Source organism: Amycolatopsis sp. lyj-112 (assembly GCF_046549055.1).
Taxonomy (GTDB): domain Bacteria; phylum Actinomycetota; class Actinomycetes; order Mycobacteriales; family Pseudonocardiaceae; genus Amycolatopsis.
Window position 1 is genome coordinate 1,276,811 of sequence record NZ_JAJPWS010000001.1, and the last position, 20,403, is coordinate 1,297,213.

Consider the following 20,403-nt stretch of genomic DNA (forward strand, 5'->3'; position numbering starts at 1 on the left):
TGATGTCGGATCAGTACTGGTCAGGAGAGTTTCGTGCCGAGCATGCGCAGCACCAGCTCGCTGTACTCCTGGCCCAGCGCCTTCGGCGTCTGGCGGGCCCGGTCGGTGTACCAGCGGGCGACGTCGACGCCGAGCGAGAGTACGGCACGGGCCGCCGTATGCGGATCACCGACGGAGAACACGCCCGCGTCCGTGCCCGCGGTGATGACCTCGCGGACGACCTGTTCGATGCGGCGGCGCAGTTTGGCGACGACCTCGAACTCCTCGTCCGGCAGCGCGTGGAGTTCGTACTGCACGACGCGTGCCACGGTGTGCCGTCGGGCGTGCCAGGCCACGAAGTCCTCGGTCAGCAGGCGGATCCGCTCGACCGGATCGGTCTCCCGCGCCACGACGCTCTCGACCAGGGAGAGTGTCTGTTCATGGCCGTATTTGGAGATCGCGAACAGCAGTGCGGCCTTCGACGGGAAGTGCACGTACAGCGCCGCGGGGCTCATGCCCGCCGCGGAGGCGATGTCCCGGGTGGTGGTCGCGTGGTAGCCGCGGCGCGCGAACGATTCGACCCCGGCCAGCATCAGCCGTCGTGCCGTCTCCGGCTGGACGTCCGGCCACAGTTCGGCCGAAAGCGACATGGTCATCCGCAGATCCTCCCAGACGCTCGTACCGGATGGTGGGCTTGACACCGCCTCCGGTCCTTTCCATTGTAAGTGAGCGCTCGCTTAGTGCCGCGCTCGCTAGTGAACACAGAGGAGATCGAAGAGTGAACTCGTTCAAGGATCGCGTCGCGATCGTCACCGGCGCGAGCCGGGGTATCGGGCTCGGGATCGCCAAGGACCTGGTCGAGCGAGGCGCGAAGGTGTGCATCACCGCGCGCAAGCCAGAACCGCTGGCCGAGGCCGTCAACGAGCTGGGCGGCGCCGGCGTCGCCATCGCCGTCCCGGGCAAGGCCGACGACACCGCGCACCAGGACGAGGCCGTCGCCAAGACCATCGAGGCCTTCGGACGACTGGACATGCTGGTCAACAACACCGGCATCAACCCGGTGTACGGGCCCACGCTGGACATCGACCCCGAGGCCGCCGCGAAGATCTTCGCCGTCAACGTGCTCGCGCCGCTTTCGTGGACCCGCCGGGCGCGGGACGCGTGGATGGGGGAGCACGGCGGTTCGGTGGTGAACGTCGCGTCCGTCGCCGGTCTCGGCGCGTCGCCCGGAATCGGCATGTACGGCGTCAGCAAGGCCGCGCTGATCCGGCTCACCAAGGAACTCGGCTTCGAGCTGGGCCCGAAGATCCGGGTGAACGCCGTCGCGCCGGCCGTGGTGAAGACGAAGTTCGCGACCGCGCTGTACGAAGGCCGCGAAGAAGAAGTGTCGGCGTCGTACCCGATGAAGCGCCTCGGCGTACCGGCGGACATCGCGAGCGCCGTGTCGTTCCTGCTCTCGGAAGAGGCGGGCTGGATCACCGGGCAGACGATCGTCCTGGACGGCGGCGTCACGCTGGCGGGTGGCCTGTGACCGCATCGTTCACCGAAGCCGGGGTGGTCGTCACCGGCGGAGGCGCCGGCATCGGTGCTGTCCTCGCCCGCCGGTTCGCCGCCGAGGGCGCCCGTGTCGTGGTCGCCGACCTGAACGGGGACGCCGCGGCCGAAGTCGCGAAGGAGATCGGCGGCACGGCTGTCGCCGGGGACGCCGCGAGCGAGGCCGGAGTCGCCTCCCTGATCGAGACCGCCCGAGAAACGCTCGGCGAGGTCGACGTCTTCTGTGCCAACGCCGGGATCGCTCCGATGGGCGGCGTCGACGCGCCCGAAGAGGACTGGGCGCGGATCTGGGACGTCAACGTGATGGCGCACGTCCGCGCGGCGCGGCTGCTGCTGCCTCCGTGGCTCGAACGCGGACGCGGGCACTTCATCTCGACGGTGTCCGCCGCGGGTCTGCTGACCACCCTCGGCTCGGCGTCGTACTCGGTGACCAAACACGGCGCGCTCGCGTTCGCCGAATGGCTGTCCGCGACCTACCGCCACCGCGGGCTGACCGTGCAGGCCATCTGCCCGCAGGGCGTGCGGACCGCGATGCTGGAGAACACCGGCCCCGCGGGCGAACTGCTCATGGGCGCTTCGGCGATCCAGCCGGAGCAGGTCGCGGACGCGCTGTTCGAGGCCATCGCCGAAGAACGGTTCCTGGTGCTGCCGCACCCCGAGGTCGCGGACTACTACGCCGCGCGGGCCACCCAGACCGACCGCTGGCTCGGCGGGATGAACAAACTGCAGCGCAAGATCGAACAGGTCGTCGGCGAATGACCCCGCGCCGCGACCGTCTCCGCACGGTCGCGGCGCCGTGTCCCGCGTTCAGACGACCTCGTTCAGTTTTCCGGTGGCGACATCGAAGACGAAGCCGCGGACGGAATCCTTCTTGGGAATGAACGGGCTGCCCTTGATCCGGGCGATGGACTTCTTGAATTCGTCGTCGGTGAAGGTCAGCATTCCGCAGTCGGTGTGGTGAATGAGGATGATCTCTTCGGTGCCGAGCAGTCGCTGGCTGATCGCGAGAGAGCGGACCTCGTCCTCGGTGACGACACCGCCCGCGTTGCGGATGACGTGCGCCTCGCCTTCCTGCAGGCCGAGTACTCCATAGACGTTGATGCGGGCGTCCATGCAGGCGAGCACGGCGACGTGCTTGGCGGGCGGCCGAGGCAGCGGCCCGGAGAAACCCGCGGCGTAGCCGGCGTTGTTGGCCAGGAGTTCGTCGGTCGGGTGGATGCGCCAAGCTGCGGGCTTTCGGTTATCGAACGGGCGTGAGTGGGATTCACGGCACCGGAAACAAATCGGACCTGACGCGTACTCTATGATCACTCAATAGTGTTATCCACGCTATTTGTCGGTCACCTAAAATTACGAACACATGTTCGACAAATGTGCGGTATTATGGAGGGGTGGCCGAGACCTCCGTTCTTCCCCCGTTGCCGCAGGAGTTGTGGCGTGCCGGGAAACTGGAGCTTGCCCACGGAGTGGCTGAGGCGTTGACGTTGATGCGTGCCGCGGCCGCTGTGTTGGGCACGTATCTGGCGGAAATCGAATCCCGGGGCGCCAAGGACCTTTACGGCTATGCCAATACAAAAATGTGGCTGGCTGATGTGGCGCGGATTGCTCCGGCTGATGCGAAGAAACTCGTGGATCGCGCGGTGGCGCTGAACCCGACCCGCGCACTCGATGGCACCGAGGTTCCAGCACTCGCACCCGCCACCGCGGCGGCAGCTGCGGATGGCGCTGTCGGGGAGCAACACATCGACCGGATCATCGAAGTGTTGAAAAGGATCCCCGCGCATGTCTCGGTCGAGAACCGGGATGCTGCCGAGAAGATCCTCGCTGATCTTGCTCGTGATGGGGGTCCTGGGCAGATCGCGGCCGCTGAAGCAGGCTTGATGGCCTGGCTGGACCCGGACGGCAATGAGCCGAAGGATCCTGAGCCGGTTGAGCCGCGTCGTGAGTTGAGGTTGCACCGTCGGAAGGACGGGTTCTGGAAAATCGCCGGCCTGCTCGATGACGAAGCAGGTGCGCGGACCATGGCGGCGATCGAGGCTTACTCCAAGCCTCGTCCGGTCGACGAGTTCGGCCAAGCTGATCTGCGGACGGTGTGGGAGCGCCAGGGTGACGCGTGGGTGGATCTTCTCGATCTGGCGATCGCGAGTCCGGACCAGCCGGGGACGTGTGGGTATCGGACGATGGTGCATGTCCTGGTCGGTTTCGAGGAACTGAAATCGGGTCTCGGCACCGCGAGCGTGGATTTCGTGGGTCAGATGACGGCCCGCGAGGCGCGGATCGCCGCCTGCGACTGTCTGATGCTGCCGATCGTGATGAGTGCCGCCGGTGAACCCCTGGATGTGGGGCGGATCAAGCGGTTCGTCACCCCGGGTCAGCGGAGGGCCTTGAACGCCCGCGACCGAGGATGCTCCTTCCCTGGCTGTCAGCGGAGACCGAAGCGCTGTCACGCTCACCATATTCACCACTGGGCAGACGGCGGCATGACCGACCTTCGCAACCTGTGCCTGCTCTGTTCCTTCCACCACCGCCTGATCCACCACGGCGACTGGGAAGTCCGCATGGCACAGGATGGGTTACCTGAGTTCATCCCGCCTCAGTACTTGGATCCGTTACAACGGCCGAGTCGCAACACGCTGCATCACACTCTCGTCTGAGCCGAGGAGCCCGCCAGCCACACCGCCGACGGGCCCCTCGGCATGCCCACGGCAAGAACCGTGCGGCGACTCGGCACGCCACCTCGCCCTAAGAACCTGAATCGTCACTTACGACCCGCTGGACCGTGCGACCATCCCGCGGCCCGAAAGCGCTCAGTGCCTCACTGTCGCTCGCCCGGGCGTTGAGGAAGTAGTCCGTCCATTCGTCGACGTCCGGGTACGACGACCCGGCGCGGATCGCGGCCCGTGCGTGTTCGACGTCGAATTCGGTGCGGCGAAGGCTCACGGCGCCGTCGGCCAGCAGCGCCCAATGCGCGCCAGGGCGGCCGTAAGGCATGCCGACGCTGCCGGGATTCACCACGAGCCTGCCGTGGGCGAGCCGGACGAAGGGCATGTGGGTGTGCCCGCACAGCACGGTCGACACGTCGGCCGGAAGATCGGCGAGGACTTCCGCCCAGCGATCCAGTGTGCTGTCGACGAGGACGACCTCGTCGTCATCCCGGGGAGTGCCGTGGCAGAAGACGATCTTCCCGAAGCCGTCCACCGGCAGGGTGACCGGATGGGGGAGCCCGGCCAGCAAGGCGACGTGGTCCGGCCGAAGTTGCGAGGCGGCCCATGGCGCGATGGGGTCCGGGATGTCCGTACGACCGCCGCGGGCGAGGGCGGCCAGTTCGCGGTCCGCGTTGCCACGTACCCAGACGACCCGGTCTCCCCACGAGATCAACCGGTCGAGGACCTGGACCGGTTGCGGGCCCGCGGCGATGTCCCCGGTGAGCACGATGCGATCGGCTTCGGCGACATCGGGTTCCGCCAGAACGGCGTCGAGTGCCGGCAGGACACCGTGGATGTCGGACAGTACGGCGATCGTCATGGCCGGAGCCTGCCAAGGCCGGCGATCCCATGCAAGGCGGGCCCGCTCGGCGGTTGATCTTCGCCGGGGGATCGGCCACTGTGGGAGCGGGGTCTTGTCCGCAGTGAGGAAACTCAATGAGCAAACGCTTTGTGGTCCGCGGGTTCGTGCTTTCCGCGGCCGTCGCGGGATCGATGCTCACCGCGGGCTCGGCGATGGCGAGCACCGCCGAGCCGTGCGCGGTCGGCGCGTCGGGTGATGTCGCGGCGGCTTCGTGCACGCCGTACCGCAAGCAGAGTCAGGGCTGGAGCAGCAAAACCGCCTGCAACCGTGCCGGTAACGAAGGCGCGCAGGCGATGCGCTGGACCGGCTGGAACTGCAACCAGGCGTTGGCGGGCTGGGAGTTGTGGGTGCGCACCTGCACCGCACTGGCCGCAGAGAAGGCCGCGGTGACCACGCGCGAAACGGTCTGATCCAGGGCGAGGCCGCCCCAGGTTCATAAACCCGGGGCGGCCTAGTCTCCTTGGTAGGGCGGGAAATTCGGCGGACGGCGTTCGTTCCAGCTGGCCAGTCCTTCGGGAAGTTCCGGGCGGGTGAAGGAATCGAGCATCAGCGCGGTGGCTTCGCGGGCGGATTCCTCCAGTGACAGACCAGCTTCTCGCGTGATCTGGCGTTTCATCAGCGCCATCGAGCGGGGTGCGCTGTAGGTGGCGAGTTCGGTGGCATACGCGTGCGCCCGCAGCGAGAGTTCTTCCGCCGGAACGATTTCCTGCACCAGACCGTACTCGTGCGCCTGTTCGGCGGTGAAGGTCCGGCCGGACAGCAGCAGGTCGAGCGCCCGGCCGCGGCCGACGAGTTCCGGCAGCAGTTTCGCGACGCCGTATTCGGCGATGAGACCGCGCCGTGCGAACGCGGTGGTGAATTTGGCGCCCGCGGCGGCGAACCGGACGTCGGCGGCGCAGGCGATCACGAAGCCGAGGCCGGCGCAGCCGCCGTTGATCGCCGCGACGACGGGAATATCGGCATACGCGGCGGCGAGGACGTTGCGGAAGCCCTCGTGCTCCGGCCCCTCCTGTTCCGGCACGGCCGCGCCGCTCGACGAAATTCCCTCCAGCAGTCCCAGATCCGCGCCGGGGCAGAACGAACGCCCGCTGCCGGTGACGACGACGGCGCGCACTCCCGGGTCGGCGGACGCCTTGCCCAGCAGTTCGCCGTAGCGGACCTGCATCGCCTGGTCCATCGCGTTGCCACGCTCGGGTTTGTCGAAGGTGATCGTCGCGACGGTACCGTCGGCGGCGTAGCGCACAGTGTCCAAATCGGACGGTGAGAGCTGATCGGTCACGTCGGCCTCCTTGCCTCGTAGTCATACTAAGCGTTCGCTTAGGCCTCGTCGAGACCTTGACGTGCCCGCCGCCCGGCTTCTACGGTCGGTCGTACCGACTGGTCGGTGTGGCGTTGTCGAGGAGGACCCCTGCATGAGCCCCTACGATGCGAAGCCGTGGCTGGCCGCTTACGACGACCGGATGAAGGCCGCGGAAGTGCCGGAGATGACCACGCTCCCGTCGGCCTTCCGGCGGACGGTCCTGCGCTCTCCGCATGCCACCGCGATCGCCTACTTCGACGGCCGGATGAGCTACCGCGAGGTCGACGAGCTCTCCGACGGCATCGCGCGGCACCTGATCGCGTCCGGTTTCGCCCCCGGCGACCGGCTCGCCCTGATCCTGCAGAACATCCCGCAGTTCGTGCTGGCGTTGCTCGGCGCGTGGAAGGCGGGCGGGATCGTCGTCCCGGTCAACCCGATGTACCGCGAACGGGAACTTCAGCACGTCTTCGACGACGCCGGCGTACGCGCTGTCGTGTGCTCCCAGAGCGGATGGAACCGCCGTATCGCCCCGCTGGTCCCCGGCAGCGGCGTGACGATCGCGCTGACCACCAGCGAACTCGACCTGCAGACCCGCGACGATCCGCGCGTCTTCGTCAAGACGGTGCGGGAACCGACCCCTGGCGCCGCCGATCTGCTCAAGGTCGCCCGGGCCGCGGCGGGCGGACCTCCACCGGACCTCGGCCTCGGGCCGGACGACGTCGCGCTGATCAGCTACACCTCGGGCACCAGCGGAACGCCGAAGGGTGCGATGAACACCCACGGCAACCTCGGCGTGAACGCGGCCGTGCTCAGCACTTTCAGCGGCCTCGGCGAAGGCTCCACCCTGTTCGGCCTGGCGCCGCTGTTCCACATCACCGGCATGGTCTGCGAAATCGCCTCCGCCATCGACATCGGCGGCACACTGGCGCTCGCGTACCGGTTCGAACCCGGCGTCGTGCTCGACGCCTTCCTGGAGCACAAGCCCGCGTACACGGTCGGCCCGTCGACGGCCTATATGGCGCTGATGGCCCAGCCCGACGTCCGCCGCGAGCACTTCGAGTCGTTCCAGTTGCTGTACTCGGGCGGAGCCGCGCTGCCGCCCGCCGTCGTGGACGTGTTCCGCGAGCGGTTCGGTCACTACATCCACAACGGCTACGGGCTCACCGAGACGACCGCGGGCTGCATCGTCGTGCCGGGCAGTCTCGAAGCGCCCATCGACGAAGAATCCGGCACGATCTCGATCGGCCTGCCCGTGCCCGGCACGGTCGTGCGCATCCTCGGCGAGGACGGCGAGGAACTGCCTTTCGGGCAGGCGGGCGAGATCGCCGTCGAAGGTCCGATGGTGATCCCCGGCTACTGGAAGCGGCCCGAAGCGACTGAAGCGGCGCTACCCGGCGGCAGGCTCCTCACCGGCGACATCGGCTTCATGGACCCGCGTGGCTGGGTCTACGTCGTCGACCGCAAGAAGGACATGATCAACGCTTCCGGCTTCAAGATGTGGCCGCGCGAGGTCGAAGACGTCCTCTACACGCATCCGGCGGTACGCGAAGCGGCCGTCGTCGGCGTCGCGGACGACTATCGTGGCGAGACCGTGAAGGCCTACATCAGCCCGGCGCCGGGCAGCACGCCCGACCCGCAGGACCTCGTCGCCTTCTGCAAGGAACGCCTCGCCGCGTACAAGTACCCGCGGGTGGTCGAGGTGCTCGACGAACTGCCGAAGACGGTGAGCGGCAAGATCCTCCGCCGTGAACTCCGAGCCAGGGGCTGATCGCCGATGACCAGGATCGAGACCGTCCGCGGGGCCGTCGACACCGCCGAACTGGGCCGGGTGCTCATGCACGAGCACCTGTTCGTGCTCAGCCCGGAGTTCATGGCGAACCATCCCGAGCACGACGGCTTCCGCGAAGACGAGCACGTCGCCGAGGCGATCCGGCGGCTGAACGAACTGAAGGCCGCCGGGATCGACACGATCGTCGACCCGACCGTGATCGGGCTCGGCCGCTACATCCCGCGTGTCCAGAAGGTGGCGGCCTCGACCGATCTCCGCATCGTCGTCGCCACCGGGCTCTACACCTACAATGACGTCCCGCATTACCTTCATCACCGCGGACCCGGCCTCATCTTCGACGACGGCGAGGACCCGTTGATCGGCCTGTTCACCGGCGACATCGTCGACGGGATCGCCGGTACCGGGGTCAAGGCGGGCCTGCTGAAGTGCGCGACCGACGAACCGGGCGTCACCCCGGGCGTCGAACGAGTGCTGCGCGCGGTCGCCAGGGCGCACCGTGAGACCGGCACACCGATCATGACCCACACCCACGCGCCGACCAGGCGCGGGCTCGAACAACAGGCGATCTTCGAGACCGAAGGCGTCGACCTGAGCCGGGTCCTCATCGGGCACAGCGGGGACAGCACCGACCTCGCCTACCTGACCGAGATCGCCGACAAGGGGTCGCTGCTGGGGATGGACCGCTTCGGGCTCGACCCGTTGTTGTCGTTCGAAGAGCGCGTCGCCTCGGTCGCGGCGATGTGCGAGCGCGGTTACGCGGGAAGCATGGTCCTCTCACATGACGCCTCCTGTTTCATCGACTGGTTCGAGCGGGACAAGATGGCCGCCGTGGCACCCAACTGGCATTTCCTCCACATCACCCGGGACGTGCTGCCCGCCCTGCGGGAGCGCGGGGTGCCCGAATCCGACATAACGACGATGCTGGTCGACAACCCCCGCCGGTTCTTCGAGCACATCGGCGGCTATTAGTCCCATTCCCCTGACGTCGACAAACCGGCCGGTATGCTGAGCGTCCGCACGAGAAGGAGCCGGCCATGACACGAGCGACCACCCGTAAGGCGGGTACGGCCGAGGCGAGCGGCGACGACCAGGCCGCCGTGCCCCGCCGTCTGCTGTCGCACGCCACGAAGCTCTTCGCGAAGAAGGGTTTCGACCGCACCTCCGTGCAGGAGATCGTCGAGGCGGCCGGGGTCACCAAGGGGGCGATGTACCACTACTTCGGCTCCAAGGACGACCTCCTCTACGAGATCTACGCCCGGGTGCTGCGTGCGCAGACCGAACAGCTGGAGAAGGTGGCTTCGAGCGAGGCGCCGCTGCGGGAGCGGCTGCGCTCGGCCGCCTCGGACGTCGTCGTCAGCACCATCGACAACCTCGACGACAACACGATCTTCATGCAGTCCATGCACCAGCTCAGCGTGGAGAAGCAGAAGGCCGTCCGCGCGGAACGCCGCAAGTACCACGAGCGGTTCCGCACGCTGATCGAGGAAGGCCAGGAATCGGGCGAGTTCCGCGGTGACAAACCGGCCGACGTGATCGTCGACTTCTTCTTCGGTTCCGTGCATCACCTCGGTTCCTGGTACCGGCGCGGCGGCGCGCTCTCGGCCCGCCAGATCGGCGACCACTACGCCGATCTCCTGCTGGCCGCGCTGCGTCCCGAGTAGAGGCTCAGCCGGGTGGTGCGGGTACGAGGCGTTCGGCGAACCAGTAACACCGCCGTTCGAGCACCGTTCCCACCTCCCACCCCGAGGTGAAGGCCAGCAGTCCTGTCGCCACCTCTTCGGCGGCTTCGGGTGGCCAGCCCTGGGCGGCCAGGCTCGACCGCAGGGCTTCGGCGTAGTCGGAGTAGGTGAATCCCGGCAGGTCCGCCACGCGCGCCGTCGTCGTCCCGCAGTGGGAGTTCAGTCCGCCGAACGACCGGCTGCAGCCGCATTCGGAATCGGCCGAGAGGTCTCCGTCGCTGCAGCTCGGGGCGATCCAGATCAGCTCGCCCTCGACGCAGTCGTTGAAGTCGTTTTCCCGCGCACCTTGGGTCTCCGAGGTGGCCACGAGCAGTTTCATGGTGACTCCCTGTTCGCTCTGATGTTCGAACAGGTCTACCGGCGGGGTCCGACACTTTCCGGACCCCGCCGAAACGAGTCAGGCAGGAAGGTTGATCAGCGGCGCGAGGGCCGCGCGATGCCGCCCAGGAGTGCCGAAGGCGATCTCGTCGCTCTTCGCGCGCTTCAGGTACAGATGCGCGGGGTGTTCCCACGTCATGCCGATCCCGCCGTGCAACTGGATCGCCTCTTCGGTGGCGTGGACGGCGATGAGGGAGTTGCGCGCCTGCGCCACCGCGACGGCGATCGGGATGTCGTCGCCGGAAGCCAGGCAGTCGGCGGCGTACCGCGCGGTCGCCCTGGCGTTGGCCAGATCCGTGTACAGGTTCGCCAGCCGGTGTTTGAGCGACTGGAACGAACCGACCTGGCGCCCGAACTGGTAGCGCTCCTTGAGGTAGCGCACGGTTTCGGTCAGCGCCCATTCGGCGATCCCGAGCTGTTCCGACGCGAGCAGGCCCGCCGCCGTCACGAGCGCGGTGTCCAAGGCGGACGGTGCCGTCGCGGCGTCGGCGACGCGTTTCGCGGCCACGTTCTCCAGCGTGACGTCGGCGATGCGCCGGGTCAGGTCCAGCGAGATGGCCTCGGAGACCGTCACCCCGGCCGAAGCCGCGTCGATCGTGTAGAGCCCGGGGCCGTCAGGACCCACCGCCGGGACGACGATCAGTTCGGCCACCGACGCGTCGGCCACGCTGCGGACGTGGCCGCTGAGCGTCCCGTCCGCGGCCGCGGTGACCGTCGTGGGGAACGCGGCACCGGGTGCGGTCGACAGCGGGATCGCCAGCGCGCCGATGAGCGAGCCGGCGGCCAGTTTCCCGAGTTTTTCCACCACTTCCGGTTGCGAAGTGTCCGTCGCCAGCAGCGCCGACGTCGCCAGCACCACACTGCCGAGGTAGGGGACCGGGGCGACGCTGCGCCCGAGTTCCTCCATCACGACGGCGACTTCACGCGCCGAAGCGCCGTGCCCGCCCAGCGCCTCCGGCACGGCGAGACCCGCCGTGCCGAGGTCGGCGGCGAGCGTGCGCCACAGCTTGAGGTCGTACGGTTCGGCCGTCTCCGTCCTGGTGATCAGCGCGGCCGCTTCGGTGCGGTCGGTGAGCAGATCGCGGACGCTGGCGCGAAGGTCCTCTTCGACCTCGGAGTACAACAGGTCGCTCATCGGGGCAGGTCCTTCCAGGCGACGTCCTTGTCGATGCGCGGCTCGGACGGCAGTCCCAGCACCCGCTCGGCGATGATGTTGCGCAGGACCTCCGAGGTGCCGCCCTCGATGGAGTTCCCCTTGGCGCGCAGGTAGCGGTAGCCGGCTTCCCGGCCGAAGAAGTCGACCCCGTCGGGACGCCGCATCGTCCAGTCGTCGTAGCGCAGGCCGTCGTCGCCGAGCAGTTCGATCTCCAGCCCCGACGCGGCCTGGTTCAGCTCCGAGAACGCGACCTTGACCGCCGAACCCTCCGGGCCCGGGGCGCCGACGGCGAGTTGCTGCCGCAGCCGGGCACTCACCAGGCGCAGGCTTTCGCCTTCCACCCACAGTTTCAGCAGCCTGTCGTGCAGTTCGGCGGTGCGCAGTTCGGGGCGCTCGCGCCAGGTGTCCGCGACGACGCCGACCATGCCGCCGTCGCGCGGGAAACCGGCCCCGCCGATCGCGACGCGCTCGTTCATCAGCGTGGTCTGCGCGACCTTCCAGCCCTCGCCGACCGCGCCGAGGCGGTGGGCGTCGGGGATCCGGACCTCGCTGAGGAAGACCTCGTTGAACTCGGCCTCACCGGTGATCTGGCGCAGCGGCCGGACTTCGACGCCCGGAGCGGTCATGTCGCACAGGAAGTACGTCATGCCCGCGTGTTTCGGCACGTCTGGATCGGTGCGGGTGACCAGGATGGCCCACTGCGACTTGTGCGCGCCCGACGTCCAGACCTTCTGGCCGGTGACGACCCAGTCGTCGCCGTCGCGTACCGCGCGGGTGCCGAGCGCGGCGAGGTCGGATCCGGCGCCCGGCTCACTGAACAGCTGGCACCACACCTCCCGCTCGGTCCACAGTGGACGCAGGAAGCGCTGGTGCTGTTCCGGCGTGCCGAAGGCGAGGATGGTCGGCGCGGCCATGCCGAGGCCGATGCCGATCCGCCGCTTGTCGTTCTCCGGCGCGCCCGCGGCGGCGAGCTCGGTGTCCACAACGGACTGGAGCGAACGAGGGGCGCCGATTCCGCCGAGGCCCTCGGGGAAATGGATCCACGCGAGCCCGGCGTCGAACCGCGCGTCGAGGAAGTCCTGGCGCGGCGTGCTTTCCGGCGGATGCGCGGCCAGTAGATCGGCCACGCGCTTCTTGAGGTCTTCTGGCGTCGTCATGTTTTTGAATGTCACCGTGACGCCTCCGTGCGGTACTTCTTCAGTTCGCGGTGCGCCAGCGAGCGCTTGTGCACCTCGTCCGGGCCGTCGGCGAGGCGCAGCGTGCGCACCTGCGCCCACATCTCGGCGACCGGGAAGTCCTGGCTGACCCCGCCCGCGCCGTGCACCTGCACGGCCTTGTCGAGGATCCACTCGACGGTGATCGGCGTGGAGATCTTGATCGCCTGGATCTCGGTGTGCGCGCCCTGGTTGCCGACGGTGTCCATCAGCCACGCGGTCTTGAGCACCAGCAGGCGCTGCTGCTCGATCTTGACTCGGGCCTCGGCGATCCAGTCCTGCACCACGCCCTGTTCGGCGATCGGCTTGCCGAAGGTCTCCCGCGACAAGGCGCGGCGGCACATCAGTTCCAGCGCGCGTTCGGCCATCCCGATGGCGCGCATGCAGTGGTGGATCCGGCCGGGGCCGAGGCGGGCCTGCGCGATGGCGAACCCGTCGCCCTCGCCGGCGATGAGGTTCTCCGCGGGCACGCGGGCGTCCTCGAACACCACTTCGGCGTGGCCGCCGTGGTCGCCGTCGGTGTAGCCGAACACGTGCATGCCGCGTTTGACGGTCATGCCGGGGGTGTCGCGGGGGACCAGGATCATGCTCTGCTGCTTGTGCGGCGGGGCGTCCGGATCCGTCTTGCCCATCACGATGAAGATCTTGCAGTTCGGGTTCATCGCGCCGGAGATGTACCACTTGCGGCCGTTGATGACGTACTCGTCGCCGTCACGCCGGATGCTGGTGGCGATGTTGCGGGCGTCGGACGAGGCGACGTCGGGCTCGGTCATCGCGAAGGCGGAGCGGATCTCGCCCTCCAGCAACGGCTGCAGCCACTGCTTCTGCTGCTGCTCGGTGCCGAACATGGTCAGGACTTCCATGTTCCCGGTGTCCGGGGCCGCGCAGTTCACCGCGGTCGGGGCGAGCCGGAGGCTGCGGCCGGTGATCTCGGCCAGCGGCGCGTACTGCAGGTTCGTCAGCCCCGCGCCGTGGTCGCCGGGGAGGAAGAAGTTCCACAGACCGCGTTTGCGGGCCTCGGCCTTCAGCTCTTCGACGATCGGCGGCTGCGACCATTCACTGTCGCGCTCGGCCAGCTGAGCCTCGAAGACCGGCTCTGCGGGGTAGACGTGCGAATCCATGAACTCGAGGAGTTTTCCGCGCAGTTCTTCGGTTTTCGCGTCGAAGGCGAAGTCCATCTCTATCCCTCTTCCTTGAGAGTCTCGTTGCCGTGCGCGATAAGTGGGACGACGCCCGCGCCGATACCGTCGAATCCGGTGCCGACGGTCTGGCCCTTGCTGTAGCGGAGGTGGATGCCTTCCAAGATGACCGCGAGCTTGAAGAAGGCGAAGCCCACGTACCAGTTGAGCCGGGAGACGTCGCGGCCGGAACGCTCGGCGTACCGGGCGATGACCTCGTCGTTGCGTGGGTAACCCGGCGCGGAACTGGCGTTGGACACGAACTGCAACGACACCTTGTCCCGTTCGGCGTAGGCCACCAGCAGCGCGAGGTCGGTCAGTGGGTCGCCGAGGGTGGACATCTCCCAGTCCAGTACCGCGGTGATCCGGTCGTCGGTGTTCACCAGCACGTTGTCCAGCCGGTAGTCCCCGTGGACGATCGACGGCTTGCCCGAAACCGGCACGGTCGCGGCGAGCCGGTCGTGCAGTTCGTCGACGCCGGGAAGGTCGCGGCTGCGGTTGCCGTCGAGCTGCTTCTTCCAGCGCCGCAACTGGCGTTCGAGGAAGCCTTCCGGGCGGCCGAAGTCGCCCAGCCCCACCGATTCCGGGTCGACGGCGTGCAGCTCGACCAGCGTGTCGACCAGCTCGTCCGCGATCGCCCTCGTCCGGGCGGGGCCGAGCGCGGCAAGCTCGTTGTCCGTGCGGTAGGGCGTGCCTTCGACGAACTCCATCACGTAGAACCGTGCGCCGAGGACGTCGGTGTCGTCGCACAGCAGCACCGTTTCCGGTACCGGGACGGCCGTGCCGTGCAGGCCGGAGATCACCCGGAACTCGCGGCCCATGTCGTGCGCGGTGGGCAGGACGTGGCCCAGGGGCGGCCGCCGGACCACCCAGCGGGTCCGGCCGTCGCCCACGATGTAGGTGAGGTTCGACCGGCCCCCTTCCACGACCTGGCCGCTCAGGTCCCCGGTGACGAGCCCGGGCCGGTGCTCGTCCAGGTGGGCCTTGAGCCTGGCCAGGTCGAGGCCCGGCAGGTCGGTCTGGTTCATGGCGCCTCCAGCAGCTGACTTTCCGGGTACAGTACCGACCAGTCGGTATGTCGTACAGTGGTGCACCGGCACAGGGTGCCGGAGGTCACCTGCTCAGGCGATGAGGCGGGCGACCATCTCGGCGACGCAGGCCGGTTTGGCCTCGCCGTCGATCTCGATCGTCCACCGGACGACGGCCTGTTTGCCACCGGCGACGTCGGTGACCTCGATCAGTTCGGCGCCGGCCCGGATCTTCGCGCCGACCTTGACCGGCTGGGGGAAACGGACCTTGTTGAGGCCGTAGTTGATGCCCATCTTCAGCCCGTTGACCCGGTAGATCTTCCCGACGAAGCCCGAGATGAGCGACAGCGTCAGGAACCCGTGGGCGATCGGCGCGCCGAACGGGCCCTCGGCCGCCTTCTCGACGTCGACGTGGATCCACTGGTGGTCGTCGGTCGCGTCGGCGAACAGATTCACCCGTTCCTGGGTGAGCGTCAGCCATTCGCTGTAGCCGAAGTGCTCACCGACCGCGTTCTCGAAATCCTGGAGGGAGGCGAATTCGCGCATGTCCTTAGTCCTTCGGTCCGCCGGCGACGTAGATGACCTGGCCGGAGATGAATCCGGCGCCGTCGCTCACCAGGAACGACGTGAGGTTGGCGATGTCGTCGGGCGTGCCGACGCGCTGCACCGGGATCTGCGCCGCGGCCGCCGCCTTGAAGTCCTCGAACGACATGCCGATCCGCTCGGCGGTCGCCGCGGTCATGTCGGTGGCGATGAAGCCGGGGGCGATGGCGTTCGCGGTGACGTTGAACTTGCCCAGTTCGATCGCGAGGGTCTTGGTGAAGCCCTGCATGCCCGCCTTGGCCGCGGAGTAGTTGACCTGCCCGCGGTTGCCCAGCGCCGAGGTGCTGGACAGGTTGACGATGCGGCCCCACTTCTCCTGCGTCTGGTACTTCTGCACCTCGCGCGTCATCAGGAACGAACCCTTGAGGTGCACGCCCAGCACCGAGTCCCAGTCCTGCTCGGTCATCTTGAACAGCAGGTTGTCGCGGGTGATGCCGGCGTTGTTGACCAGCACGGTCGGCGCGCCGAGTTCTTCGGCGACCCGGGTCACCGAGGCCTCGACCTGCGCGGCGTCGTTGATGTCGAGCGCGACACCGACGGCCTTGCCGCCCTCGGCGACGATCGCCTCGGCTCCCTGCTTGACGCTCGCTTCGTCGAGGTCGAGCAGGCCGACGGCGAACCCGTCGGAGGCGAGCCGCGTGGCGACGGCGGCGCCGATGCCACGGCCTGCGCCGGTGACGATCGCTACGCGGGAGGGGTGGTCGGTCACGGGTGGACCTCCTCGTCTTTGAGTGTGAAGTGCCGCCGAGTCTGCCGTACTAAGCAGTCGCTTTGGAAGGGAACGCGCAGGATCTCACTCGGGAATTCGTGCCGGACCCGCGGTTCAGCTCGCCCGCCTGCCGAGGACCTCGTCGATCAGCCGGGGCAGTTCGCCGCCGTGCCACGAAGTGGCCGAGAACCGTTCTTGCGCGATCCCTTGCCACGGCGCGATCAGGTCGCCGTCGGCCAGCTGGATCCCGCCTTCCCGTGGGGTCAGACCGCCGATCTCGTGAACCGAGACGCCCTCGGCGGCGAGGCTCTTCCTGATGAGCTCGACGTCTTCCGGCCGCGCGGCGACGAGGAGGTTCCAGTCGCCCCAAGCCTGAGCGAGGTCGAACGGGCTGAGCCCGGCTTGCGCGCAGACGTCGGCGGGCGCGTCGTCCAGCCGGATGTCCGTGGTGATCATCGCGCCGAGCCCGTTGGCGTCGCAGAGGGTCCGCACCGTGGGGAAGAGGCCGTCGGAGACGTCCATCGCGGCACGGGCCAGGGACCGGGTCGCGAGCATCCTCCCGGCGAGCACCTGCGCCATCGGACGGCAGGCACGCTCGCGGATCTCGGCGACGGCGTCATCCGGGAGACTCGCCTGTTCTCCGGCGAGCAGCGCGTACGCCCAGAGATAGCCGGGCGAACCGACCAGCAGCAGGCGATCGCCCTCGGACGCGCCGGTTCGCCCGAGCCTGGCATCCGGGACGCAGCGGCCGATCGCGGTCGCGGTCAGCTGGCGGACCGGGCCGTCGCGCAGATCCCCGCCGACGACCTTCGTCCCGTGGGCGCGGGTGCAGTCGTCCACGCCGTCGAGGAGCCGCCGGAACTCCCCGGCCGTGGTCTCCTTCGGCAGGGTGTAGTTGACGACCAGGCCGAGCGGCGTGGCTCCGGCCGCCGCCAGATCCGACAGGTTGATCGTCGCCAGCAGCCAGCCCGCGTGATATGGATCCGTTTCACCCAGGATGGTGACCAGAGGAGTCGGGCAGCTGTCGGTGGTGGCGACCAGTTCGCCGCCGGGGAGATCGTCGGCGTCGAGGACGGCGCAGTCGTCACCGAACCCCCGGACTCCGCCGTACCTCGGTCGCAGGATGTGCTCGAGGATCGCGTGCTCGCCGAGGTCGCCGAGGCGGATGTCGTCCCCGACGGGGGAGATTTCAGTTACGCCCGGCATGATCCGCCAATCGGGACGGGGCGACGTAATGGTCGCTGGAGTAGTTGTGCGGCATTTCGCCGTAGGGCTGATCGCTGCCGGTACTGGCGAACAGCATCAGATTGCAGATCCGGGTACCGGGATGCAGGAGTACCGCGTGCCGCAGATGGTTCACGATCTCCAACGTGAGGACGGCGCCGTCCTGCCTGCCGAAGCCGGGACTGACCTGACCGCACAGGACCACACTGATCCCGAGACGCGCGTAATCGCTCGTGCCGTCGACGAGGCCGACGAGTTTCTCCGAAAGGCCGATCTTTTCCAGTGTCGGCGCGAGAACGACTTCTCCCGGCTCGACGCGCAGCCTGCCCTCGGCGTCGAATTCCCTCGGCCGCAATTCCGGATAGGTGCTCCGGTCGGCGATGTCGACGGTTCCCGTGGTGACCAGTTCGAACGCCTCGTGACCGAGCCGCAGGCTGATCGCGGCGGGGCGGACGAGGGCTGGGTCGAACGGGCTGATCGTGAGTTCCCCGGTGCCGTGAGCTCGCCTGATCGCCCGGTCGGTGAGCACTCCCCGGCGGGGCCACGTTATCGACATGACGACGCTCCGTTTTCGAAAGACGCGTTTTCGAAGGACGCGTTTTCAACGGACGCGTTCCCGAAGGCCCTCACGACGGCACCGACGAGCATCCGGAAATCGTGCTCGGTCAAGTCACCGTTGGGCTGGTCGTCGGTCTGGCCGGGCTCGCAGTAGACGACGGTGGTCGGGGTGCGATGCGTCCCCTGGATCACCACCGTCGCGGTCAGCCCGGCGTCGATCGGCCGGACAGTGTGGACGATGCCGGTGTCGCACGAATAGACCTCGCCGCGCCGGACATGCGGTGACTTCACCACTTTGAGCCGGGCTTCCCCGTCGGCGAGCAAGGCCGCGGGATCGGCCGGATCGGCGCCGTAGCGGTACCGATCGTGCGGCTTACCGCCTTCGCCGGTCTCGTTGTACTCGACCATGTGCATGCCTTCACCGGCGATGATGGTCGAAGCGAATTCCCAGCGATGGCTGTGCGGGTTGGACTCACCGCGCGACGGTTTCTCGGACGACGGCCATACGTGGAGCCGGATCCGGAAATCGGCGGAGGAATGGAGGACCATCTTGGCGAAGCCGTTGGGGTGCCAGTAGGAGCGCTTGGCCGCGGCCCGGACGGATTCCTCGTCGCGGAGGATTTCCTCCAGCCACGAAAGGAATGTCTCGCGGTCGTCCTGGACCCGGTGCGCCATCGCGCGCAGCCAGGACAGGTCCGCGAGGCCGTCGCCGGGCCGGGATTCCGTGACACCACTGAGAAAGGCGTGCGCGTCAGGTGAATCGGCGGGCGAGGGCGGATTGTCGGTCATCGAAGTGTTCCTGGGGGGCTGAGCGGGGGAACGGCCGCGGCGAATGCGGCCGTGCGGAGGGCGGTGACGGCGTCCAGCGTCTGCCAGATGGGTAGGTCCCCGCTTCCCCAAGCCCACAGCCCCTGGTCGGCCTCGTAGCGCTCCCAAAGGGTTCCGAGCGCCCGGTTAAGCCGGGGGAGTGGCAGGAAGGGGGCGGCGGCCAGCGCTTGGACGACCCAGGCGGAGGTGAAGTGCCGGATGATGATCCGGGTCGTCCCGTCTCCGTCGGGGCGAGGTCGTTCGAGATCCTCGGCCACGCCGTCATCCGGGTGCGTCCGGTCGACGAGCCATTGTGTGGCTTCGTCGGCGGCGTCCCGGACGTCGTTGCGATCAGCGCGGCTGCGCAGGACGTCCCTCAGTGCGACGACGGCTCGGGCGGTGTGCGCCACCGAGGCCTCCGGGGCGACCAGTCCGGCCTCGTTCTTCTCCGGCCACAGGTATGTGCCGTCGAAGTCGAGCCGGGCCGCCAGGAGGGCGTCGATCAGGCTGTCGGTCAGCGGGGCGTCCGGTCGCAGCCGGACCGCCGTGTGGAGCACGGCGGACAACAGGTAGGGGCGGGTCCTGCTGTACGAGTCGAGCGACCGCTCGAGCAGGTCCAATCCCTTGCCGGCGGACATCGTGCTCGTCCGGAAGAGCGCGTCCACCGCCGCCGAGGTGGTCTCGGGCCGTTTCCCGCCCGACCGGCCTTGCCAGCCCTCGTCCGAACCCAGCGCGTAGAGATCCTCGGCGAGCGTATGTAGGTCGATGTAGGGCTCGCCTACCACCAGCATCGTGCTGATGCCGTAGGCGGTGCTGAGCGCGGTCGGCCCGGAGGTCTTCTGCAGGTTGTGCCGCCAGCCGAGCGGCCTGCCGTCCTCGTCGCGGATCAGGTGCTCGGCCAGCCTCGTCCCGACGGTGTGGAAGACCTGCAGCAGCGACCGGGACGTGTCGACGACTCCGGCGTCACCGGCGGTGGCGGGGACGTGTTCCTGAGGCGATCGGGCCGTTTCCACCAGCGTGAACAGTGAGTTCGCGGCGCGGAAGTGATCGTCGAGCTGCCGGGCGTTATGCGTCGACGGCAGGTATTTTCCGGTCTCCCACTGGGTCAGGTTCGCCCTGGTGACTCCGACGACCTGAGCGGTCTGGGCCTGCGTTTCTCCGGCGGCCTTGCGGAGACGCCGCAGCTCACTCCCGACACCCGACGCGGTAACGGTTTCCGCATCAGGGCTTACCGGCCCGTCCCCGGCCGATGTAGGCTTGATGTAGGCACTAGACACGGGCTTACCTACCTTGTGTAGGCAATGTAAGGTGGTGACTGAACGTGCACACAACGGGGAGAGTACAGCAATCGGATCGGCTTCCGCTGGCGCGTCGGTCAACGCCTTGCCTCGCTGTGTCGGGGGCGGTGCCGGGCTCCGTTCTGCCAGGTCCCGGCGTACGCGACCCACCTGAGGGCGGGGGCCGGTACGACCCGGGCTCGGCCGGATCGCGGATGCGTTAAGCCATCTGAAGGTGACTGTGCGCATCCGTCTCGGCTTCAGCCGTCTGCGGGCCACACGAATGCCGGAGTAGGCGTCGTGTGTGCCGACCCGAGTCCGCGCACCGCCGCATCGGGGGTGA

At 68.2% G+C, this 20,403-nt stretch carries 22 protein-coding genes; 7 read left to right on the forward strand and 15 right to left on the reverse strand.

Annotation, left to right across the window (positions count from 1 at the left end; translation table 11 throughout):
- Positions 1-20: 20 nt before the first annotated feature.
- A complete protein-coding gene (locus ACLJRL_RS06100; protein ID WP_410654987.1) occupies positions 21-635 on the reverse strand; it encodes a TetR/AcrR family transcriptional regulator in 615 nt (204 codons plus the stop codon).
- A 122-nt stretch (positions 636-757) separates the two neighbouring features.
- Here ACLJRL_RS06100 and ACLJRL_RS06105 point away from each other — a divergent pair, with 122 nt between their 5' ends.
- Complete coding sequence (locus tag ACLJRL_RS06105) at positions 758-1,510, forward strand: SDR family oxidoreductase (protein WP_410654988.1); 753 nt, start codon at positions 758-760, stop codon at positions 1,508-1,510.
- Positions 1,507-2,292 (forward strand): SDR family oxidoreductase, encoded by a 786-nt coding sequence (locus ACLJRL_RS06110; protein ID WP_410654989.1) that lies wholly within the window; start codon positions 1,507-1,509, stop codon positions 2,290-2,292. Before ACLJRL_RS06105 ends, ACLJRL_RS06110 begins: the two co-directional genes overlap by 4 nt.
- A gap of 48 nt (positions 2,293-2,340) precedes the next feature.
- Here ACLJRL_RS06110 and ACLJRL_RS06115 read toward each other — a convergent pair whose 3' ends face one another.
- Positions 2,341-2,751 (reverse strand): beta-class carbonic anhydrase, encoded by a 411-nt coding sequence (locus ACLJRL_RS06115; protein ID WP_410655181.1) that lies wholly within the window; start codon positions 2,749-2,751, stop codon positions 2,341-2,343.
- Between the two features lie 173 nt (positions 2,752-2,924).
- On the opposite strand from ACLJRL_RS06115, the gene ACLJRL_RS06120 reads away from it, so the two are divergent.
- A complete protein-coding gene (locus ACLJRL_RS06120; RefSeq protein ID WP_410654990.1) occupies positions 2,925-4,187 on the forward strand; it encodes a DUF222 domain-containing protein in 1,263 nt (420 codons plus the stop codon).
- An 88-nt stretch (positions 4,188-4,275) separates the two neighbouring features.
- Here ACLJRL_RS06120 and ACLJRL_RS06125 read toward each other — a convergent pair whose 3' ends face one another.
- Positions 4,276-5,058, reverse strand: a complete 783-nt coding sequence (locus tag ACLJRL_RS06125) for a metallophosphoesterase family protein (protein ID WP_410654991.1) — start codon at positions 5,056-5,058, stop codon at positions 4,276-4,278.
- 116 nt (positions 5,059-5,174) lie between these two features.
- On the opposite strand from ACLJRL_RS06125, the gene ACLJRL_RS06130 reads away from it, so the two are divergent.
- Positions 5,175-5,510 carry a hypothetical protein gene (locus tag ACLJRL_RS06130; RefSeq protein ID WP_410654992.1) on the forward strand — a complete coding sequence of 112 codons (336 nt, stop codon included), beginning with the start codon at positions 5,175-5,177 and terminating at the stop codon, positions 5,508-5,510.
- Positions 5,511-5,551: 41 nt separating this feature from the next.
- Here ACLJRL_RS06130 and ACLJRL_RS06135 read toward each other — a convergent pair whose 3' ends face one another.
- Positions 5,552-6,379 carry an enoyl-CoA hydratase-related protein gene (locus tag ACLJRL_RS06135; protein ID WP_410654993.1) on the reverse strand — a complete coding sequence of 276 codons (828 nt, stop codon included), beginning with the start codon at positions 6,377-6,379 and terminating at the stop codon, positions 5,552-5,554.
- Positions 6,380-6,512: 133 nt separating this feature from the next.
- Between ACLJRL_RS06135 and ACLJRL_RS06140 the strand changes: the two genes are divergently transcribed.
- The 3 genes from ACLJRL_RS06140 to ACLJRL_RS06150 all read left to right on the forward strand — a co-directional run bounded on the left by ACLJRL_RS06140 (position 6,513) and on the right by ACLJRL_RS06150 (position 9,850).
- Positions 6,513-8,168, forward strand: a complete 1,656-nt coding sequence (locus ACLJRL_RS06140; protein ID WP_410654994.1) for an AMP-binding protein — start codon at positions 6,513-6,515, stop codon at positions 8,166-8,168.
- Between the two features lie 6 nt (positions 8,169-8,174).
- Complete coding sequence (locus tag ACLJRL_RS06145) at positions 8,175-9,158, forward strand: phosphotriesterase (RefSeq protein WP_410654995.1); 984 nt, start codon at positions 8,175-8,177, stop codon at positions 9,156-9,158.
- A 65-nt stretch (positions 9,159-9,223) separates the two neighbouring features.
- Positions 9,224-9,850, forward strand: a complete 627-nt coding sequence (locus ACLJRL_RS06150) for a TetR/AcrR family transcriptional regulator (protein ID WP_410654996.1) — start codon at positions 9,224-9,226, stop codon at positions 9,848-9,850.
- Between the two features lie 4 nt (positions 9,851-9,854).
- On the opposite strand, the gene ACLJRL_RS06155 is transcribed toward ACLJRL_RS06150, so the two are convergent.
- The 11 genes from ACLJRL_RS06155 to ACLJRL_RS06205 all read right to left on the reverse strand — a co-directional run bounded on the left by ACLJRL_RS06155 (position 9,855) and on the right by ACLJRL_RS06205 (position 20,045).
- Positions 9,855-10,247 (reverse strand): hypothetical protein, encoded by a 393-nt coding sequence (locus ACLJRL_RS06155; protein ID WP_410654997.1) that lies wholly within the window; start codon positions 10,245-10,247, stop codon positions 9,855-9,857.
- A 78-nt stretch (positions 10,248-10,325) separates the two neighbouring features.
- Positions 10,326-11,441 (reverse strand): acyl-CoA dehydrogenase family protein, encoded by a 1,116-nt coding sequence (locus tag ACLJRL_RS06160; RefSeq protein ID WP_410654998.1) that lies wholly within the window; start codon positions 11,439-11,441, stop codon positions 10,326-10,328.
- Positions 11,438-12,619: an acyl-CoA dehydrogenase family protein gene (locus ACLJRL_RS06165; RefSeq protein ID WP_410654999.1), complete on the reverse strand. Its 1,182-nt coding sequence runs from the start codon at positions 12,617-12,619 to the stop codon at positions 11,438-11,440. Before ACLJRL_RS06165 ends, ACLJRL_RS06160 begins: the two co-directional genes overlap by 4 nt.
- A gap of 11 nt (positions 12,620-12,630) precedes the next feature.
- Positions 12,631-13,854 carry an acyl-CoA dehydrogenase family protein gene (locus tag ACLJRL_RS06170; protein WP_410655000.1) on the reverse strand — a complete coding sequence of 408 codons (1,224 nt, stop codon included), beginning with the start codon at positions 13,852-13,854 and terminating at the stop codon, positions 12,631-12,633.
- A gap of 2 nt (positions 13,855-13,856) precedes the next feature.
- Positions 13,857-14,882 (reverse strand): phosphotransferase family protein, encoded by a 1,026-nt coding sequence (locus ACLJRL_RS06175; protein ID WP_410655001.1) that lies wholly within the window; start codon positions 14,880-14,882, stop codon positions 13,857-13,859.
- A gap of 93 nt (positions 14,883-14,975) precedes the next feature.
- A complete protein-coding gene (locus ACLJRL_RS06180) occupies positions 14,976-15,428 on the reverse strand; it encodes a MaoC family dehydratase (protein WP_410655002.1) in 453 nt (150 codons plus the stop codon).
- 4 nt (positions 15,429-15,432) lie between these two features.
- A complete protein-coding gene (gene fabG, locus ACLJRL_RS06185) occupies positions 15,433-16,194 on the reverse strand; it encodes a 3-oxoacyl-ACP reductase FabG (protein ID WP_410655003.1) in 762 nt (253 codons plus the stop codon).
- Positions 16,195-16,308: 114 nt separating this feature from the next.
- A complete protein-coding gene (locus tag ACLJRL_RS06190; protein WP_410655004.1) occupies positions 16,309-17,400 on the reverse strand; it encodes a thiamine-phosphate kinase in 1,092 nt (363 codons plus the stop codon).
- Positions 17,384-17,974: a dCTP deaminase gene (dcd, locus tag ACLJRL_RS06195; RefSeq protein ID WP_410655005.1), complete on the reverse strand. Its 591-nt coding sequence runs from the start codon at positions 17,972-17,974 to the stop codon at positions 17,384-17,386. Before dcd ends, ACLJRL_RS06190 begins: the two co-directional genes overlap by 17 nt.
- A complete protein-coding gene (locus ACLJRL_RS06200) occupies positions 17,965-18,765 on the reverse strand; it encodes a hypothetical protein (RefSeq protein ID WP_410655006.1) in 801 nt (266 codons plus the stop codon). The genes dcd and ACLJRL_RS06200 overlap by 10 nt, the downstream gene beginning before the upstream one ends.
- Positions 18,762-20,045 (reverse strand): helix-turn-helix domain-containing protein, encoded by a 1,284-nt coding sequence (locus tag ACLJRL_RS06205; protein WP_410655182.1) that lies wholly within the window; start codon positions 20,043-20,045, stop codon positions 18,762-18,764. Before ACLJRL_RS06205 ends, ACLJRL_RS06200 begins: the two co-directional genes overlap by 4 nt.
- Between the last annotated feature and the right edge of the window lie 358 nt (positions 20,046-20,403).

Bases quoted from the DNA above. Each gene is read 5' to 3' on its own strand.
- ACLJRL_RS06155 (WP_410654997.1), bottom strand. From the start codon at position 10,247: ATGAAACTGCTCGTGGCCACCTCGGAGACCCAAGGTGCGCGGGAAAAC.
- ACLJRL_RS06160 (WP_410654998.1), bottom strand. From the start codon at position 11,441: ATGAGCGACCTGTTGTACTCCGAGGTCGAAGAGGACCTTCGCGCCAGC.
- ACLJRL_RS06200 (WP_410655006.1), bottom strand. From the start codon at position 18,765: ATGACCGACAATCCGCCCTCGCCCGCCGATTCACCTGACGCGCACGCC.
- ACLJRL_RS06175 (WP_410655001.1), bottom strand. From the start codon at position 14,882: ATGAACCAGACCGACCTGCCGGGCCTCGACCTGGCCAGGCTCAAGGCC.
- ACLJRL_RS06140 (WP_410654994.1), top strand. From the start codon at position 6,513: ATGAGCCCCTACGATGCGAAGCCGTGGCTGGCCGCTTACGACGACCGG.
- ACLJRL_RS06150 (WP_410654996.1), top strand. From the start codon at position 9,224: ATGACACGAGCGACCACCCGTAAGGCGGGTACGGCCGAGGCGAGCGGC.
- ACLJRL_RS06145 (WP_410654995.1), top strand. From the start codon at position 8,175: ATGACCAGGATCGAGACCGTCCGCGGGGCCGTCGACACCGCCGAACTG.
- ACLJRL_RS06190 (WP_410655004.1), bottom strand. From the start codon at position 17,400: ATGCCGGGCGTAACTGAAATCTCCCCCGTCGGGGACGACATCCGCCTC.
- ACLJRL_RS06100 (WP_410654987.1), bottom strand. From the start codon at position 635: ATGACCATGTCGCTTTCGGCCGAACTGTGGCCGGACGTCCAGCCGGAG.
- ACLJRL_RS06165 (WP_410654999.1), bottom strand. From the start codon at position 12,619: ATGACGACGCCAGAAGACCTCAAGAAGCGCGTGGCCGATCTACTGGCC.
- ACLJRL_RS06125 (WP_410654991.1), bottom strand. From the start codon at position 5,058: ATGACGATCGCCGTACTGTCCGACATCCACGGTGTCCTGCCGGCACTC.
- ACLJRL_RS06180 (WP_410655002.1), bottom strand. From the start codon at position 15,428: ATGCGCGAATTCGCCTCCCTCCAGGATTTCGAGAACGCGGTCGGTGAG.
- dcd (WP_410655005.1), bottom strand. From the start codon at position 17,974: ATGTCGATAACGTGGCCCCGCCGGGGAGTGCTCACCGACCGGGCGATC.
- ACLJRL_RS06130 (WP_410654992.1), top strand. From the start codon at position 5,175: ATGAGCAAACGCTTTGTGGTCCGCGGGTTCGTGCTTTCCGCGGCCGTC.
- ACLJRL_RS06170 (WP_410655000.1), bottom strand. From the start codon at position 13,854: ATGGACTTCGCCTTCGACGCGAAAACCGAAGAACTGCGCGGAAAACTC.